Raw genomic sequence first — 14,872 nt, 5'->3', positions numbered from 1 at the left:
GGCCGGTTCTGGCCGTAACGCGAGGGCCCCCGGCGGGAGTTGGCCAGTCTGTGACAACGAACCAGCCCGCCGAGGGCGCTCACGAAGCTGTCTACCAGGTCCGGCTCCCGCTGTCGAAGCGGACTCTCGATCTCGTCGGTGATCTGATACGCCGCGAACGCAACCGGCTGGGCACCCGCTGGCGCAAGCTCCCCGCCGGCACCCAGGCGCTGATCGTGCTCGCCGTCCTCCGCCATGACCAGCGACTTCGCGACATGGCTGGCGGCAACGCCGTCTCCGCCTCCACCGTGCGCCGCTGGGTGATGGAGGTCCTGCGTCTGCTGTCCGCCCGCGCCCCGCGCCTGGACCGCGCGCTGAAGAAGATCGCCAGGAAGGGCGTCGTCGTCCTGCTCGACGGAACCCTGGTCCGCACCCGCCGCCGCACTGGAGCGGACAACCGTAAGAACTACAGCGGGAAGCACAAGGCCCACGGCCTGCTGTTCCTCGCGCTGACCGATGAGAAGGGCAACCTGATCTGGATCTCGGCGGCCAGGCCCGGCCGGTCCAGCGAGATCACCACCGCCCGCCACGACAAGGTCACCGCGCACCTCCGCGAGGCCGGACTCGGTGCCCTGGCCGACCTCGGCTTCGTCGGCCTGGACGACCAGCCCGACGACGACCCGGTGATCATCACCGGCCGCAAGGCCACGAAGAACCACAAGCTCACCGACGCGGAGAAGGAGGCAAACCGCCTGCTCAACCGCGAACGCGCCGCCGTCGAGCAAGGCTTCGCCAACCTGAAGTCCTGGCGCATCCTGGCCAAGGTCCGCATGAACGCCCGACACGCGACCACGCTCCTGCGTGCCCTCCTCGTCCTGGCGAATACCGAGGTTCAGAGGTGACGGATGATCTCCCCGAAGTGATCACGATGTCCACCGGCAGGAATCCGTCACTCCCAGACCACACCAGGGCCGGTGACCTGCAGGAATCAGGATGAAACGATCTCAGTGGGGGAGAGGGGAGCGTCAACGGCTATGACGTCTTCGCTCCCCGCCGGCCCCGACCCTCCACGGACATGCCTGCGGAAGAGCACATAGACGTGGCGGCCCCCCGTGCCGTACGCACAGGATGAAGCCGAACCGCAGGAACCGGCCCACAACACAGTCCACGAGACGCACGACCAGCTGCTCCTCGACGACCGGACCGAGGACACCTACTACGCGGCCTTCACCCGCTACATGAGCGAGTACGGGGACTACCCCAACACCCGCACGTTCGCCCTCTACCTCCGCGACCACTACGGCATACCCGCAGCCGGGGGAGGACCGCTGCCGGAGCGCGCCCTGCACGCCCCGCTGCGACGGTTCCGCGACCGCCACCACGCCGAGATCACCACTCCGCCGGACAACCTCGCCGCTCCGGAGCGACCGGAACCGACCGGCCTGGATCGCGAGGACGCTGCTGCCACGCGGGCGGAAACGGCACCAGGTGCAGCGGGCGGCGACCGCGGCGGCGAAGACGAGGGGGCCGCGCAGGTCACCACCGTCGACCGATACTTCCTGGCCAGCGCTCCTCGGCGGCATCACCGTGACAGGCATCTACCACCGGCGCGCGGTGCTGCACATCCTCGACGATGCGCAGCACCGCTACACGCAGGGCCGTGCCCGCCTCAACCTCGTGGCCTGGGCACTGGCCAGCGCCTGGCGCGGCCTGGACCTGTACCCCCTGTACGGGCCGGTCATCATCACCGGCGGCGACGCGGAGACCACGGAGTCGCTGGGCGACGACCTGGTCGCGCAGGCGCTGCGCACCTCCGAGACGGTGCGCGAGACCCTGGCCGAATGGCAGCGACGAAGGCCCGTATCCAACGAGGCGGCCATCGCCGAACTGCTCGCCTACGTGCGCAGTGACGTGCAGACAGCCCGCGGATAGGGCACCCCACCTTCCTTGTTGATCACTGCGCAGAATTGAGCGGACCCGACTCAACCTCGAGTGGCGGGAGTTGAACCCCTGACGCGGACCGACTCCCTGCGCACCGGTGGGGCCTGCCACCGTGCAGGCGCCCACGGGGTCACTGGGACTGGTTGATCCGGCCGGTCCGGCCCATCAGCTCATCGATGAGCTCTTCGGTCTCCGGCTCCAGGACGCCGTGCAGAGTGCGGATCATCGTCTGCATGCGCGTGATCGCCGTGTGCAGGCCGGAGCGGTTCCCGAGCTCATGCTCGATGCGCATCCAGTCACGGAACAGGACCTCGGACACTTCATCGGCGGTCAGACCGACCGTGACAGCCTGCCGAGCAGCGGCGAGGTCGCGCGCAGGACCAGGTGCCATGCGCCACGCGGCGACCGTATGCGCAACGTCGACGATCCGTACCGTCATCTCCTGACGCAGCGGGTCGCACCAGGGCAGCGGGTGCTCCCCGAAGGGCCTGCCGCGCACCAGCTGCAGCGCCTTCTCCAGCGCGGCCAGTCCACTGGGTCCGGCGTCTAGTCCCTGCTCCGCGAGCTGCTGGAAGCGGGTCCAGTCGCAGCGCAGCCTGGGCGAGATCCGGAACGGGGTGTCGCGGGCAGTGCGTCGCGGTACGTACGGCTCGCCGTCGGCGTCGGTCCCGAGCCGGGTGCGCAGATCCTTCATGCGCGCGGTGAGGGTGTCGCGGCTCCACGGATTGTTGGGACTCATGTCGGCGCACACCGTGTCGCCATCGCGGTCCGCCTTGAAGTACAGCAGGGCGGCAAGCTGCGCGAGTCGGGGGCCTTGGCCGCTCGAGGCGAGCTCGGTGACGTCGACCGGACCGAGCACACGGATCTCTGGCACGTGCAACTCCTCTACCTCGAGCACGGCCGCCGCACCGCCGGCAGCTTCGGCATCCGGCTCGACGGGAGTCGTCGTCGGCTGCTCGCCTCCGGGGCCGTGTTCGTCCTCGCCCGGCTCGCGGCCTCCGGCAGCGGGGGAGGGGACAGGAGAGAGGGACGAGATCAGACGCAGTCCTCCCGGTTCCGACGATGCCGTCTGGAACGCTACTGGAACGGAACTACGCTCCGCCGTCGTCGGGCTGCTTCCGGCGGACACGCGAACCACCGGCCGGGCGACGGCCGCGACCAGCGGCTGACCGCCGCCTTCAGCCGCCTCCTCAACCGTGCTGGACTCGCCGGGGACATTGCGCCACATACCTTGCGCGGGCTCAGCGGGCTGACTGGCGACCTGGAACGCGGTCACGATCTGCTGGTACGCGGACCGGTCCAGCCGCTGCAGCCTCACCGGAAGATCCACGGCATCCACGTGCTGCGCACCATCGGCGGAGGCATCAAGGACATGCGCCTCCGGGAACAGCTGGGTGACACCGCCGGACGGCGCCACCAGCGCGACCGGCACATCGCCGGCGTTCTGCAGCGCTTCGGCGAGCAGCCACGAGGAGTCCGGATCCAGAGACTTGGCGCACAGTACATACGGCTGGTGGGCCTCCTCGGGGAACTGGCGGGCAGACAACAGCCGTTCGGCGAGATCACGCACCGCATGCGCGGGCTCCCTTACGTACGCGAGCCGTGAGGAGGGCAGCAGCCCCTGCAGCTCCGTACCGAACCCGACACAGATCAGCTCGGCTTGCTGCGCCCACGGCGCTTCCGCCAACTCCAGGGCGAGCGCGGTCAGTACCGCTTCGATGTCCTCGTCCTCGCCGTCGAGGAGGACCACCTGTGTCTGCGGCAGGTTCAGCAGCACGAGATCGCCGCTGCTGTCGGAGCCGAGCGTGACCAGACCCGGATACGGCGCAGCCACCGCGCCTGCGTCCTCGGGCGAAAGGAGGTGTGCCTCGTCGGGCAGCACCCACCATCCGTCGCCGCCCGCGGTGAACGGCGTCATCGGCTGGACGGTCCTGTCAACGGGCAGCACCTCCACCGAGCGGGGAGTGATCCGGGCCGCCGCCACCGGCGGCAGAACGGCGCCCTGGCCGTCGGCTGCGGCCGCCAGCGTGCGCAGGGCCCGGTCCAGTTGCTGGGCGGGCGCCTCGTCGGCCGCGGCCGCGAGCTGTGCCTCCGCCGCAGACGGCTCCTCGGCCACCGCGATCCGCTCGCCAAGGCCGCGGCGCCGACGCTGCAGGGCTCGGCGGGTTGCGAGTGCCGCCGTGATCCCGGTGGCGAGCAGCAGGCCCGCACCGGCCACCAACCGCAGATCCACTGCCTGGTGGGATGACGCCGGTGGGGCCGACGGGCTCCGTGAGTGCGTCGGCGATGTGCTCGCTGATGGCCCCGAGCTGGACGCCGGAGGTGGCACCGGCGCGCCAGCATCCTCAGACTCGGACGGCTCACCCGGTACGGCAGTGGGGGAGTGCGATGGTGACGGATTGCGCGACGGCTGCGCGGGGACCTCGGCGCTCTGCGACGGCCCCTTGGACGCGTCTGGGGATTCCGCCGGATCGAGCCGACCGGAGTCCTTGTCGTCGTCGGGCTGCGGCGACTCGCTGCTGTCCGGAGTGCTCGACGGCCCATCGGACTCCGCGGAATCCTCCTCGGGCAGCTGCGCCGGAGGCTGCGCTCGCTCCGCGCCCTCACGGTTCTTGTCAGGGTCCTCGCCGCGATCGGACGGCGTGGAGCCCTCGGACGGTGCGCTCCACTCGTCGGGCAGCATCAATTTCTGCCCAGGGTAGATCAGGTCCGGATCCGTGAACGTGCGCCCATGCGGCTGCGCTTGCCCCTTGTTCTCCGCATACAACTCAGGCCACGCGTTCGGGTCGCCGGTCTCGTCCTCGGCGATGAGGCTCAGGCTGTCGCCAGGCTCGACGACCCGTTCCGCCGCGCTGTCGCGAGCGGCATCCCCGTCGGCCGAAGCAGGTGCCTGCACCGACATGGGCGCTGCGGAAGACGACATCGAGGCATGTTCGGCCCTGCCATCGGAGTCCTGTGGGGGAGCGGCATCCGCAGGGAGCCGCAGCACGCCGCCGACCGGCAGTTCCGACGCAGCGCCGGTGACGTGCAGCTCCGGGTTGAGATCCGCCAGGTCCTTCCAGCGCAGCCCATCACCGAGACGCGCCTCGGCCACGTCGTACGCAAGCACCCCCGCCTCCCGCACCTGGTGGGTGTACTCGCCGACCGACACCTGGGCAGGCACCGACGGCCGGGCAGCAGTGGATGCGGACGGGGCCGCAGTTGCGGCGGCGGCCGTGCCCGTCGGGTCTTCGAGGGACAGAGTGACGGCGTGTGCCGGGGTAGCCGCAGCCGCGGCGGCCGCCGGTGATGCGAGCAGCAGACCGCCCAGAAGGTATCCGGCCAGCCGCTGCCCGGTGCGCATGCCGGGCAGGCGCGGCGTGGAGCGGCGCAGGACAACCGCGCCGACCTCGACCAGGAGCGGGATAGCAAGCCACAACCACAGGCCCCAGGCGAGCGCGAGGAGCACGCCGGACAGCAGCCGCCCGCCATCATCCGGCGCCAGCAGCGCGTCGACGACCTCGCCGACAGAGGGAACCGAATCCGGCAGCGGTGAGGCCCCCAGACCGCGACCGAGCGCCACGAGCAGGACGGGCACTCCGATGACGGTCGCGGCCACAGCGGCCAGACGCAGCAGGGCGGCAAGTAGGCGGCCCACAACGGACATCATGGTTCAGCCTCCGGGCTGATGGAGCAGGGTGGCCTGGCCTTCCCCGGTGACCGGCAACGTGTCGTAGCCGATCAGGGAGGCGAAGGTGGTGTCGTAGGTTCCGGTCACGGTCACGAACAGGGTCTTGCCGTCGGCGGACACCCTGGTGGTGCCCTCCAGATCGTGGGCGGCGAGGTAGGCCTGGGCCGCGGCCGCCGCGGCGTCGGGGTCGACGACGATCGCCTCGCCGGTGATGGCCTGGCCGGGGTCGATGCGCTGCGCCCCTGCCCGCGCGGCCTCCTGCGCGACATAGGTTGCCTGCGAGTTGGCGTTGAGGGCGCCACCGCCGTCGACGACCAGACCCAGGATGATGAACAAGGTCAGGGCGATAAGGGGCATCGCGACTTCGACCGAGCCGCGATCACCGCCGCGCCGGAGCGTGCGCACGACCCATGTGCCCGCTGAGGTCACGAAGCTCTCCACTCGTCGATCACGCTGGTCATCGTCGCGCTCAGCGTTTTGGCCCCGGGAACCCCGGGAAAGGCGATGTCGTCCAGGGGCGCGGTGCACGACACGGTGGCGGTGACCGTGCCGCTCGCCCCCAGCGTGCCCTCCTGGGTTTCGAGCGTGACGTCAATGTCGGCGCACGTCATCCCGGAACGCGACAGGGACGCCAGCGCCGCATCGCGTGCCGCGCCTTCGGCCTCGGCCGGAACGTCGGCGAGCGACGCGGTGCGGGCCGCGTCTCGCGCCGCCGCGTCGGCAACGCCCTGGGCGAGCTGGATGCGCCCGGCGATCGCCACCATGCACAACAGGGCGATCAGAACCGGGGTGAACACCGCCAGGCCCAGTGCTGCGCTGCCGCGGTCGTCCGCTGCGCGTGCCCGCAGGCGCGTGAGGCGACGCCACCGCACCGCAGGGCTGGTCGGGGTCGTGGACCGTTGAAGATGGTTCACCGGAACTCCTCCACCGGCCCTTGGACGCGCTGTTCGACGGTGAACGACAGGCCGGGTACCAGGCTGGTGACCTTTCCGGTCACGGTGACGGCGATCTGGTCGCTGTCGGTGTCGACGACGACCTGCGGATCCTCCACCGACTTGCCGGTGTTCGCGAGGTAGTCCCGCGCGGCTTCGGCACCGGCTCCTGCTGGCGCGTTGTGGACGCGTCCGGCATCCACACCGGCCTGCGCGGCGTGTGCGGCCACCGAGCGGGCATGGAAGTACAGGCCCGTCTCGATAGCTGTCAGCGCGAGGATGATCAGCAGCGGGAAGGCCACGGCGAAGTCGATGACACCTCCGCCGCGGTCGCCCTGCCTGGACATCCACGCCCGAATGCGGCGGGCTCGGCGGATCCAGTGGAGGGGCATGGTCAGATTCCCAGGATTTGGGTGATCTTCTCCTGCGCCTTGGTGTTGATGGCCACGTAGATGGCCCCGGCGATCAACCCTCCGAACGCGGTGATCGCGGCCCACTCGGTGACCGAGTAACCGGCGTCGGTGGCGGCCGAGCGCACCTTGGCGAAATAGCGGCGAATCGCCTGGCTGATACGGGTGACGCGGGACTTGGACACGAGCTTCTCCATAACTGGACGCAGGAACCTGATGGGTGCGGCGCGAGCGCTAGATGGTGAGTACGCGGATCGCGAAGTAGCCGAGGAACAGCAAGATCAGCACGAGCGTGAACCCGATGATGCGGGGCTCGTTGCGTGGGTCACGGACGTAGCTGCGGAATGCCTGGGAGGCGCGGGGTGCGCGGTTGCTGGACATGGGCGGCTCCAGGGGCTCAGGTGGTCAGATGTTGAGGATCCGGACCATGGCGGGGACGACCATGAACAGCACCAGCGACAGCCCGACGGCGAGGATGGGCAGTTCCATCTGCTCCGAGGCCTGGTTCGCGCGGGTCATGCGGTCGGTGTGCAGGGCGGTACGCAGAAGGTCGATCTGGTTGGCCAGGGTCTGGTTGATCGCGGTGCGTTCCTCGCCGGCCAGGGCCAGGGCGCGGGCGGGGTGAGACAGCTCCGGGACACCGAGGTCGTGCCCGAGCCGCTCGAGCGCCGTCCAGCCGTTTGTGCCGGTGAGCCGGGCGTGATCGAGTGCAGCGCTGATCTGCATGGCCGGCTTACGGTCACCGACCGAGGCGGCCTGGATCAGCGCACCGCCCGCACCGGCGGAGGCGGAGCGCACCAGCACCAGCCGCTCCAGCAGTGAAATGACCGCGTACCGGTACTCGTGGCGCAGCGCCTTGGCCTCGTCACGAACGTCGTCGATGCACTTGAACACCATGAACGCCGAGCACACCAAGGCCAGCGCGAACGGCACCGGAAGCGGCAGGGGCGTGCCGGCCGCCGCGGCCAGCAATACGAAGCCTTGCGGCGCCATGAGGCCCACGACGGCGTACGCCACGCACTTGGCGGCGAGTTCGGCCGGTGTCCGCTCCAGCAGCTTCAGGTCCTGACCCGGCAGCCGGGCCGCGACCGCCGGCGCTTTCACCAACCGGGCGCCGAGCTGCTCGGCCCAGGCCGGCGACGACCTGTCCGACTGCACCACGGTGACGGGGGCGACGGGGGAGCGGCGCAGCACCTCGACGACATCTGGGCGCTCGGGCAGCAGGGCACGGATCGCGAGCACGGCGCCGCCCATCGCCAGCAGGGCACCGACGACCGCCGGCAACGACACGTTCACGCTCAGGCCCCTCCTTCCAGGGGCGCGGCCCGCTCCTGGGCGGTCCTCAACTGCCGGGGCTCCTCATCCATCTGCGCACGCTTGCGCAGCCAGAACAGAGACCCGGCGACGACAGCACTGACCAAGGTCAAGCCGAGCTGACCGGCGCCGGTGGCGTACCACGATGTGTAGCCGGCACCGGTCAGCCCCATGGCGATCACGGCGAGCGTCATGATCGTGACGTTGCGGGCCCGCCGCCGGGTCCGGGCCCGGGCGGCATCGAGCTCACGCAGCCCCTTTGCCTTGTCGGCCGTCTTGATGGCCATCTGCTTGAGGACCTCGGCCAGGCCCGCGCCGCGGGTCTGGGTGTGCATCATCAACACCTGGGTCAGGTCGTCGCCGGACAGGGTGCCCAGGTCGTCGGCGAGCAACCGGTAGGCCTGCGCGGGCGGCATGCCGTCACTCAACCGCACCGCCAACAAGCTCACCGGGGACTGAAGCGGCGCCGGGATCGTGGGCAGGGTGGCGTGCAGGGCCTGATCGATCGGCCGGCCGGAGGAGACCAGCGAGGCGACCTGCTGCAGCCAGTCCGACATCGCCTCCAGCTGCTCGGTCTCGGCGCGGGCCGAACCGCCCGGGTGCAGCAGGAACGGCAGACCGGCCACCGCGATGAAGACGACGAGACCGTGTACGGGCCGGCCGGTCGCCACCCACACCAGCACGGCGCCGATCACCGCCGCGCCCACCACGGTGCGGTAGTTGTTCCGCCACGGATCGGGCAGCTCCTCGATCGCCGTACGCAGCCCGCCCCTCCGGCGGCGGCGCACAGTGAGCGGCTTCCCGCGCACCGCGGCCACCGTGCCGTACACACCGCTCAGGAACACGAGCGCCCCGGCGATGGCCAGGAGCGTCAGCTGTGCGCGGCCCATCACGAAGCCTGCCGATCAGCCGGCGGCCACGCACCCTGCGGATACCGGGCGCGCAGCAGGGGATCGAACCCCGCAGCTGCGATCCTCTCCGCCCGGTCCGGCGTCATCGGATACAGCGTCGGCACCGTACGACCGGTCTCCTTGTTCAGCGCGAACAGCGGGTTGGTGACCACCGTGTGCCCCTCACCCAGACCGTCGACCTCCCAGATATGGGTCACGGCCTTCGCGCCGTTCGGGCGTCTTTCGATGAACACCATCAAATCCACGGCACTCGCGATGAGCCGGTGGCTGCTGCGCTCATCGAGGCCCGCCTTGGCCAGACGCAGTACGAGCCGACCGACGAACTCCTCGGGCTTTTTGGCATGCATGGTGCACATCGACCCCTCCATGCCCATCGACATGGCCTCCATCATGGCTTCGGCCTCCTGGCCCCGGACCTCACCGACCAGGACCCGGTCGGCGTTGTAGCGCAGGACCTCCGGCAACATGTCGGCGATCGTCAACTGGCCGGCCCCGTCCTCACCGTTGGACTCGCGTTCTTCGAACGCGACCGTGTGCGCCAGGGTCTGATCGGTGTCCAAGAACAGCTCGAACTCCGTCTCCAGGGTGATCAGCCGTTCCTCCGCCGGGATCTCACGAGCCAGGCACCGCACCAGCGTGGTCTTCCCTGCCGTCATGTCGCCCATGGCGATGATGCTCAGACGCGCCCGCACCGCAGCAGCAAGGAACTCCCGCATCAGCGGATCGATCGTGCCGAGCCGCTCGAGGTCCGTCAGCCGCCAGTTCGCGCCGCCGTGCTTACGGATCGAGATGACGATGTTGGACGCCATCAAGGTCGCGGCGACGCGGGAGTTGTCCGGCAACCGGAACCGCACGAACGGAGAGGCCGGCGCCAGCTGCCGCTCACCATGCCCGGACTGCTGCGCCATCGTGTTGACCCACTCCAGGGCCTGCTGCGCATCATCGAACGGACAGGAAAGACGCTGCCGCGGCCGGCCCGTGTCGTCGACGAACATGACCTTCTGATGCAGATCGATGTCGATGTTCTGCACGCCCGGCCGATCCAGGATCTGCTGCAGGACACCGGCCCGGAAAGTCAGGTTCAGGATCTCCACACGGACCAGGTCAAGCTGCTCGCGCGTCAGCGGCTCCTTCTCGTTCAGCTTCGTTGCATGCCACGCGGCAACCCGCCGCTGCGCGAACACGTCGGCCAGCTGCTCTTCCTCCTGAGGCATGAAGCCCGCGCCGCCGCGGCGGGCCCGCTCCCTCCGCAGATCCTCGGCGACCTCAAGCCGCAGATCCTGAATCACACTGCGCTCCACCGGCAACGCGCCCGGCAGTTCGACCGCGGCCGCGAAGTCCGCAGGGCCAGCTGGCCCCGGAACAGGAGTCGGCGCAGCGGGCTGACTCTGCGCGGGCACAGGGTGCGCCGGCGCCGTAGACGGCATGACCCGAGGAGGGGGCGGCTGTGCGGCCTGGTGACGGTTCAGCATCGCACCGAGCTTGGTGCGCCCCTGGCCTCCCGGGGCGTTGCCGTTGTAGTGAGGGGTGTCAGCCACGGACAGCTCCTTGCCGCTGCGCCAAGACCAGCTTCCGGATCTGCGCCATTGCCTGCGGTGAGCCAGGCTGTACCTGCTTGATCTGCATCTGCAGACGCCGGTGATTGGCGTGCGCGCGCAGTGGCTGCATTACATCGCGCGCCCCGCGCAGCAGCGCGCTGCGCGGCAGATTCCGCGGCGGCTTCCCGCCCTGGTGTAGATACGCGGCCGCGGTCTCGTCCCACGCCAGCGAGCCGAGCACCGGGGCGTCCAACTCCCGCTCCACCTGTCCGGGATGAAACTCGCGGCGCGTGCCGTTGCCCAGGGTCAGCAGCCCCAGGGCACGGGCGCCGGTGCCGTGGCGGGACAGCTCGTCCTGCAGCGCCTCCACCATCGGGGCCGCCAGCATCACCGACGCCGTATCACCGAGCCTGACGACGAGCAGCACGATGTCCGACTGGTGCAGCAGCGGCGTGGGCGCCAGCACCGGGTGCGGATGCCCGCCCTCCAGCACCATCCGGCCGCCGTCGACCACCACATCGACCTTGAGCTGCTGATCGACGAGCTGCAGCACGTGGACCAGGCTCGGCCACACCTCACGCAGCGACGCGGCCTGCCGCGGATCGATCAACCCGGGCAGCGCGAACCGCTCATCGGAGTCGTCCAGCGGCCAAAAATGCGGCTCCACCTGCCGAATGAAATCCGCCTCATCCTGCCCGCCAGAGGCGAAGAACGACTCGGCGACCTTATGCAGGCCGATATGAGGGCCGATCGGCTCCCACTGCTGCACCCGTCCCTTCGCATCCGGCGGCCCGAACGGCCGGCGGATCTCCCGCAGCAGGCGGCCACGCAACGTGCCTCCGGACATGTCGCACTCGGCGAGCAGCACCGGCCGCTCACTGCCGAGCGCCAGCGCGGCCGCGGACGTGGTCACCCCGTCCGACGCCGCGGACACCAACGAGATCAACGCCATCGCTACTGCTCCGATCCGCGGGGCTGGCGGATCAGCGCGACCTGCTTGGCCGCGGCCTTCGTCGCCAGCAGCGGACCGTCCGTCTCGGCGACCGCCACGTTCACCACAACGGCGCCCGACGCATCCGTCGAGCCAACGGACAGCACGGTCGCCTCGATCTGCACCGGCGGCGCCCCTGCATCGTCCTGCTTCGCACCCTGCCCGGCGCCTCCTTGCGGGGGAAGGACCACCGCGAGCACCGCATCACAGGCCCGCAGCACATCCCGCGGCGCCATGCCGCGCTTCAGCTCGATGCCCACGATCTGCCGGTCATCACCGAGACAACCGCCGGTCTGCAGCTGCGACCGGGTCAGCAGCGATCCCTTGCGCAGATCCACCGCCGCCCGCTGCCCCTCCAGCGCCGAGCGTTCGGACGCGGGGATCGGTGACAGCACCGGATCCTTGGCGATCGACGCCACCACAAGATCGCTCGCCTCGATCTCCTCACCGGCCTGCACATCCTTCGCGAGCGCCAGGACCGGCACCCGGTCCCCGGCCCGGTTCACGGCCATGATGACGATGAGCAGACCGAGCACCATCACGAGCACGCCGGCCAGCGCCTTGACCAGCTTGCTGCGCGGGGCCACCGACTTCCGCGCGCCCGAGCTGATGGGGAGATCAGGCTGGCGCTGACCGCCGCCGAGCTGCGGCTGCGGCGGCAGCGATGTACGGGTGTCCACGTCGTTCCTCTCGCCTTGCGCTAGTTGACGGCCTGCGACTCGAGCACCGTCACCGGAACCTGCGAGTCGAAAACCTCGGTGAGTTGCCCGGTCTCGCCCCCGCCGACGACCTCCCAGTCCACCGTCCAGGTCGCGGTCGCCGTCACCGTGAACGTGCCGCCCGCCGCGTCGGACGAGGCCTTGGTGAAGCGGTGCCCGCAGTCCGGGGACGTCGCCATGCCGTAGGACGTCTTGTACGGCGTGCCCGGCCCGTTACAGGTGACGGGCTCGCTGCCGTCGCCCAGGTCCCAGGCGATCGACGAGACCTTCGCCGTCGCGGTCACCGTCACTGCGCCCGCGGTCGCCGACGTCGTGATCGGCCCGAAGGTGTTCGGCGCCGGATCCACCCACAGCCACATCGGCACCTTCACGCCGTACTTACCCGCGGCACGAGGACTTGCGATGTCGGGGCCGGCGAGCTTCATCTTGCTCACGGCCTGCAGCGCGAGCAGCGCCGGATCGACGGCCGGAGGGGGATCCGCAGCCCAGAACGTTCCGCCGAACATGTCGGCATCGAGGCCGCCCGCGTCCCCGAACCAGCTTTTCGAGCACGCTCGCACGTACACCGCCCCGTCACCAGGCTTGTGGCCCTCCCACAGGGGATGCCCCGCTTCCGGCTGAGGGTCCATCTTCGTGACCGTGCAGACAGGGGCATCCGGATCGGCTTTGCCGGGCTGGCCTTTGTTCCCTGCAGGCTTGGCGTCACTGCCGGGCAGAGTGGTCTCCTCAGTGGCCTCGCAGGACACGTAGACGACGTCCATGTCGCACTCGCCTCCTTCGGGAGGAGCCGCCAGTGCTGGAGGCGCGAGCGCCACTAACGAAGCTGTCGCGATGCCTGCGACTGCGCTGATCAGCACTTGCGCTTTGACGGAGTGACCTTTGTGATCATCCACTGCTTCCCCCACTTCTCGGCTTCGACCTCGGCGATGTATCGCAGGATGCGCTTGTCCGAGCGCGGTACTTGCTTACCGGTGTCCTTGTAGTGGAACGTCCAGCCCTCGGTGTCCAGGCAGTCGGTCAAGCGGCCACTGGGGGTTTTGCGATCCATATCGACGGAGACCCGGCTGACCGTGCTCGTCGGTTTGCCGCGGGTGACGATGCCCTGTTGCTGCAGATCCAGCAGGTCGCTCTCGGCGGCGACCAGCGCATCGGTTGTTGCGTAGTCGTTGAGATTCGTGCCCTTGCTAGACCCCTTGGCATATGCCTCTGCCTGTGCTTCCCAGAACTTGGCGTACACCTTTTTGAGCGCCTTCTTCTCGGCGGCGTCGGGGTCGGTTGGTGCAGACGCTGTGGGCGCGGGCGGGGTCGACGTCGTCGCGCCCGAGGAAGGCTCTGTGTCCTTGCTGCAGCCGACGACCAGTGAGGCGCCGAGTAGGATCACAAGGCACAGCCCGAAGCGATGATTGCGCGAGCCCGTGGCGCTTTGAACATGCGCTGCCGATGCCATTACGGCCTCCCCGTGCCATAGCCACCGCGCAGGTGGACGTCTCCGTACCGAAGCAAATCGGCACAACCCCATCCACGTTGCTGACGCGATGACGGTTCCCTGTCTGTGGCGTCATCAGCACCGTACGTGATCTCGCGGCAATTCCCCACCCTCTTCCTGCAGTTCAGAACAGTCAGAGGGGTCGAAGAACGCGTTTCGGGAGTGTGTAGCTGATACGCACGTTCCCCGCGCGAATCCCCCGGAAGGGTTTGCTCCTTAAGCAGCGCAAATCGATTGGTCGACATGACCATTTCACCGCACCCGCTCGGAGGCGCATACCACGCTGTCCATCCGTGTCCGAACTGTGGATCTCGAACGACGTGCCCAGGAGAGCAGAGCATCACGCTTCCCCTGTGCCGAGGCGGGTGTTGTCGACGCCGCAGGGCCAGATGGTGATCTGGTCGCCGGCCTGGGTCACGGCTTGTTCGGGATGAAGGGTCCGTATGGCAGCGAGATCGGAGGCTTCGAAGAAGCCGCGCAGCAGCACCAGGCCGCGGTTGTGGTGCTCGACGGAGCGGGTGCCGGGCGGGCAGATGAGGATCCGGCCGAGGCCGCGGGTGATGACCCGGGCCGGCACCGACCGCTGCAGCTGCTGCAGGTCGGCCTCCGTGAACGTGCCGCATAGCTCGACCATCCCGTTGTGCCGACGCACGCTGTCGGTACGCACCGGCCAGGGCCCTCGCTCGGATTCGGCGTCCTCCGCACGGGCAGTGGGCCCGCGGTGGTCGTGGCCGGGCCCCGTGGGGGAGGGCGGCGGAACCCGGTCGTGCTGCTCCTGGGCGGACCGCACCGACGATGTAGGTTCGCGGAGGTGAACTGATGTGCTCGTCTTGTGCATGGGAAGTCCCAACGTCGCCTGCCATAGGGCTGATCCAATGAGGCGAGCCGTTGCATACGAAACTATGGTTTTGCTGAAGCAACGGTCAAGGGTGTTGCGCGAGGGCCTGTAGGAGCCTGGACGTGCCTGCCTCCGCTCGGAGG

16 protein-coding genes are annotated in these 14,872 nt (G+C 69.4%); 2 read left to right on the top strand and 14 right to left on the bottom strand.

The window, feature by feature from the left end; genetic code table 11:
- Positions 1–50: 50 nt before the first annotated feature.
- Positions 51–881: a transposase family protein gene (locus tag ACLF6P_RS29165; RefSeq protein ID WP_415954418.1), complete on the top strand. Its 831-nt coding sequence runs from the start codon at positions 51–53 to the stop codon at positions 879–881.
- A gap of 685 nt (positions 882–1,566) precedes the next feature.
- Positions 1,567–1,911: a hypothetical protein gene (locus ACLF6P_RS29160; protein ID WP_415954417.1), complete on the top strand. Its 345-nt coding sequence runs from the start codon at positions 1,567–1,569 to the stop codon at positions 1,909–1,911.
- A gap of 139 nt (positions 1,912–2,050) precedes the next feature.
- Here ACLF6P_RS29160 and ACLF6P_RS29155 read toward each other — a convergent pair whose 3' ends face one another.
- From ACLF6P_RS29155 to ACLF6P_RS29090, 14 genes are all read right to left on the bottom strand, one after another.
- Complete coding sequence (locus ACLF6P_RS29155; RefSeq protein WP_415954416.1) at positions 2,051–5,569, bottom strand: hypothetical protein; 3,519 nt, start codon at positions 5,567–5,569, stop codon at positions 2,051–2,053.
- A 3-nt stretch (positions 5,570–5,572) separates the two neighbouring features.
- A complete protein-coding gene (locus ACLF6P_RS29150; RefSeq protein ID WP_415954415.1) occupies positions 5,573–6,019 on the bottom strand; it encodes a TadE/TadG family type IV pilus assembly protein in 447 nt (148 codons plus the stop codon).
- Positions 6,016–6,504 carry a TadE/TadG family type IV pilus assembly protein gene (locus ACLF6P_RS29145; RefSeq protein WP_415954414.1) on the bottom strand — a complete coding sequence of 163 codons (489 nt, stop codon included), beginning with the start codon at positions 6,502–6,504 and terminating at the stop codon, positions 6,016–6,018. Before ACLF6P_RS29145 ends, ACLF6P_RS29150 begins: the two co-directional genes overlap by 4 nt.
- Entirely contained in the window at positions 6,501–6,869 is a 369-nt protein-coding gene (locus ACLF6P_RS29140; protein WP_415954413.1) for a TadE/TadG family type IV pilus assembly protein, read from the bottom strand. The genes ACLF6P_RS29145 and ACLF6P_RS29140 overlap by 4 nt, the downstream gene beginning before the upstream one ends.
- Before the next feature lie 47 nt (positions 6,870–6,916).
- Positions 6,917–7,117: a hypothetical protein gene (locus ACLF6P_RS29135; RefSeq protein ID WP_415954412.1), complete on the bottom strand. Its 201-nt coding sequence runs from the start codon at positions 7,115–7,117 to the stop codon at positions 6,917–6,919.
- Between the two features lie 49 nt (positions 7,118–7,166).
- Positions 7,167–7,313, bottom strand: a complete 147-nt coding sequence (locus ACLF6P_RS29130) for a hypothetical protein (RefSeq protein WP_415954411.1) — start codon at positions 7,311–7,313, stop codon at positions 7,167–7,169.
- 24 nt (positions 7,314–7,337) lie between these two features.
- Positions 7,338–8,228, bottom strand: coding sequence for a hypothetical protein (locus ACLF6P_RS29125; RefSeq protein WP_415954410.1), 891 nt, complete (start codon positions 8,226–8,228; stop codon positions 7,338–7,340).
- 2 nt (positions 8,229–8,230) lie between these two features.
- Complete coding sequence (locus ACLF6P_RS29120) at positions 8,231–9,136, bottom strand: type II secretion system F family protein (RefSeq protein ID WP_415954409.1); 906 nt, start codon at positions 9,134–9,136, stop codon at positions 8,231–8,233.
- Complete coding sequence (locus tag ACLF6P_RS29115) at positions 9,136–10,695, bottom strand: CpaF family protein (protein ID WP_415954408.1); 1,560 nt, start codon at positions 10,693–10,695, stop codon at positions 9,136–9,138. The genes ACLF6P_RS29120 and ACLF6P_RS29115 overlap by 1 nt, the downstream gene beginning before the upstream one ends.
- The gene (locus ACLF6P_RS29110) at positions 10,688–11,647 is read right to left on the bottom strand and encodes a hypothetical protein (RefSeq protein WP_415954407.1); all 960 of its coding nucleotides are present in this window, start codon (positions 11,645–11,647) and stop codon (positions 10,688–10,690) included. Before ACLF6P_RS29110 ends, ACLF6P_RS29115 begins: the two co-directional genes overlap by 8 nt.
- A 2-nt stretch (positions 11,648–11,649) precedes the next feature.
- Complete coding sequence (locus tag ACLF6P_RS29105; protein ID WP_415954406.1) at positions 11,650–12,366, bottom strand: SAF domain-containing protein; 717 nt, start codon at positions 12,364–12,366, stop codon at positions 11,650–11,652.
- A 20-nt stretch (positions 12,367–12,386) separates the two neighbouring features.
- Positions 12,387–13,166: an ATP/GTP-binding protein gene (locus ACLF6P_RS29100; RefSeq protein ID WP_415954405.1), complete on the bottom strand. Its 780-nt coding sequence runs from the start codon at positions 13,164–13,166 to the stop codon at positions 12,387–12,389.
- An 89-nt stretch (positions 13,167–13,255) separates the two neighbouring features.
- Positions 13,256–13,852, bottom strand: a complete 597-nt coding sequence (locus ACLF6P_RS29095) for a hypothetical protein (RefSeq protein ID WP_415954404.1) — start codon at positions 13,850–13,852, stop codon at positions 13,256–13,258.
- 379 nt (positions 13,853–14,231) lie between these two features.
- On the bottom strand, positions 14,232–14,558 hold the full coding sequence (locus ACLF6P_RS29090; RefSeq protein WP_415954403.1) for a hypothetical protein: 327 nt from the start codon (positions 14,556–14,558) through the stop codon (positions 14,232–14,234).
- Positions 14,559–14,872 lie beyond the last annotated feature (314 nt).

It is taken from the genome of Streptomyces lothianensis, from assembly GCF_047779955.1.
Classification (GTDB): domain Bacteria; phylum Actinomycetota; class Actinomycetes; order Streptomycetales; family Streptomycetaceae; genus Streptomyces.
The sequence above is the reverse complement of the archived record's forward strand: the minus strand, read 5'-3'. Positions and strand labels throughout refer to the sequence as shown.

Excerpts from the sequence above, each read along its gene's own strand:
- ACLF6P_RS29155 (WP_415954416.1), bottom strand. The coding sequence starts at position 5,569 with ATGATGTCCGTTGTGGGCCGCCTACTTGCCGCCCTGCTGCGTCTGGCC.
- ACLF6P_RS29140 (WP_415954413.1), bottom strand. The coding sequence starts at position 6,869 with ATGTCCAGGCAGGGCGACCGCGGCGGAGGTGTCATCGACTTCGCCGTG.
- ACLF6P_RS29130 (WP_415954411.1), bottom strand. The coding sequence starts at position 7,313 with ATGTCCAGCAACCGCGCACCCCGCGCCTCCCAGGCATTCCGCAGCTAC.
- ACLF6P_RS29120 (WP_415954409.1), bottom strand. The coding sequence starts at position 9,136 with ATGGGCCGCGCACAGCTGACGCTCCTGGCCATCGCCGGGGCGCTCGTG.
- ACLF6P_RS29110 (WP_415954407.1), bottom strand. The coding sequence starts at position 11,647 with ATGGCGTTGATCTCGTTGGTGTCCGCGGCGTCGGACGGGGTGACCACG.
- ACLF6P_RS29100 (WP_415954405.1), bottom strand. The coding sequence starts at position 13,166 with ATGGACGTCGTCTACGTGTCCTGCGAGGCCACTGAGGAGACCACTCTG.
- ACLF6P_RS29095 (WP_415954404.1), bottom strand. The coding sequence starts at position 13,852 with ATGGCATCGGCAGCGCATGTTCAAAGCGCCACGGGCTCGCGCAATCAT.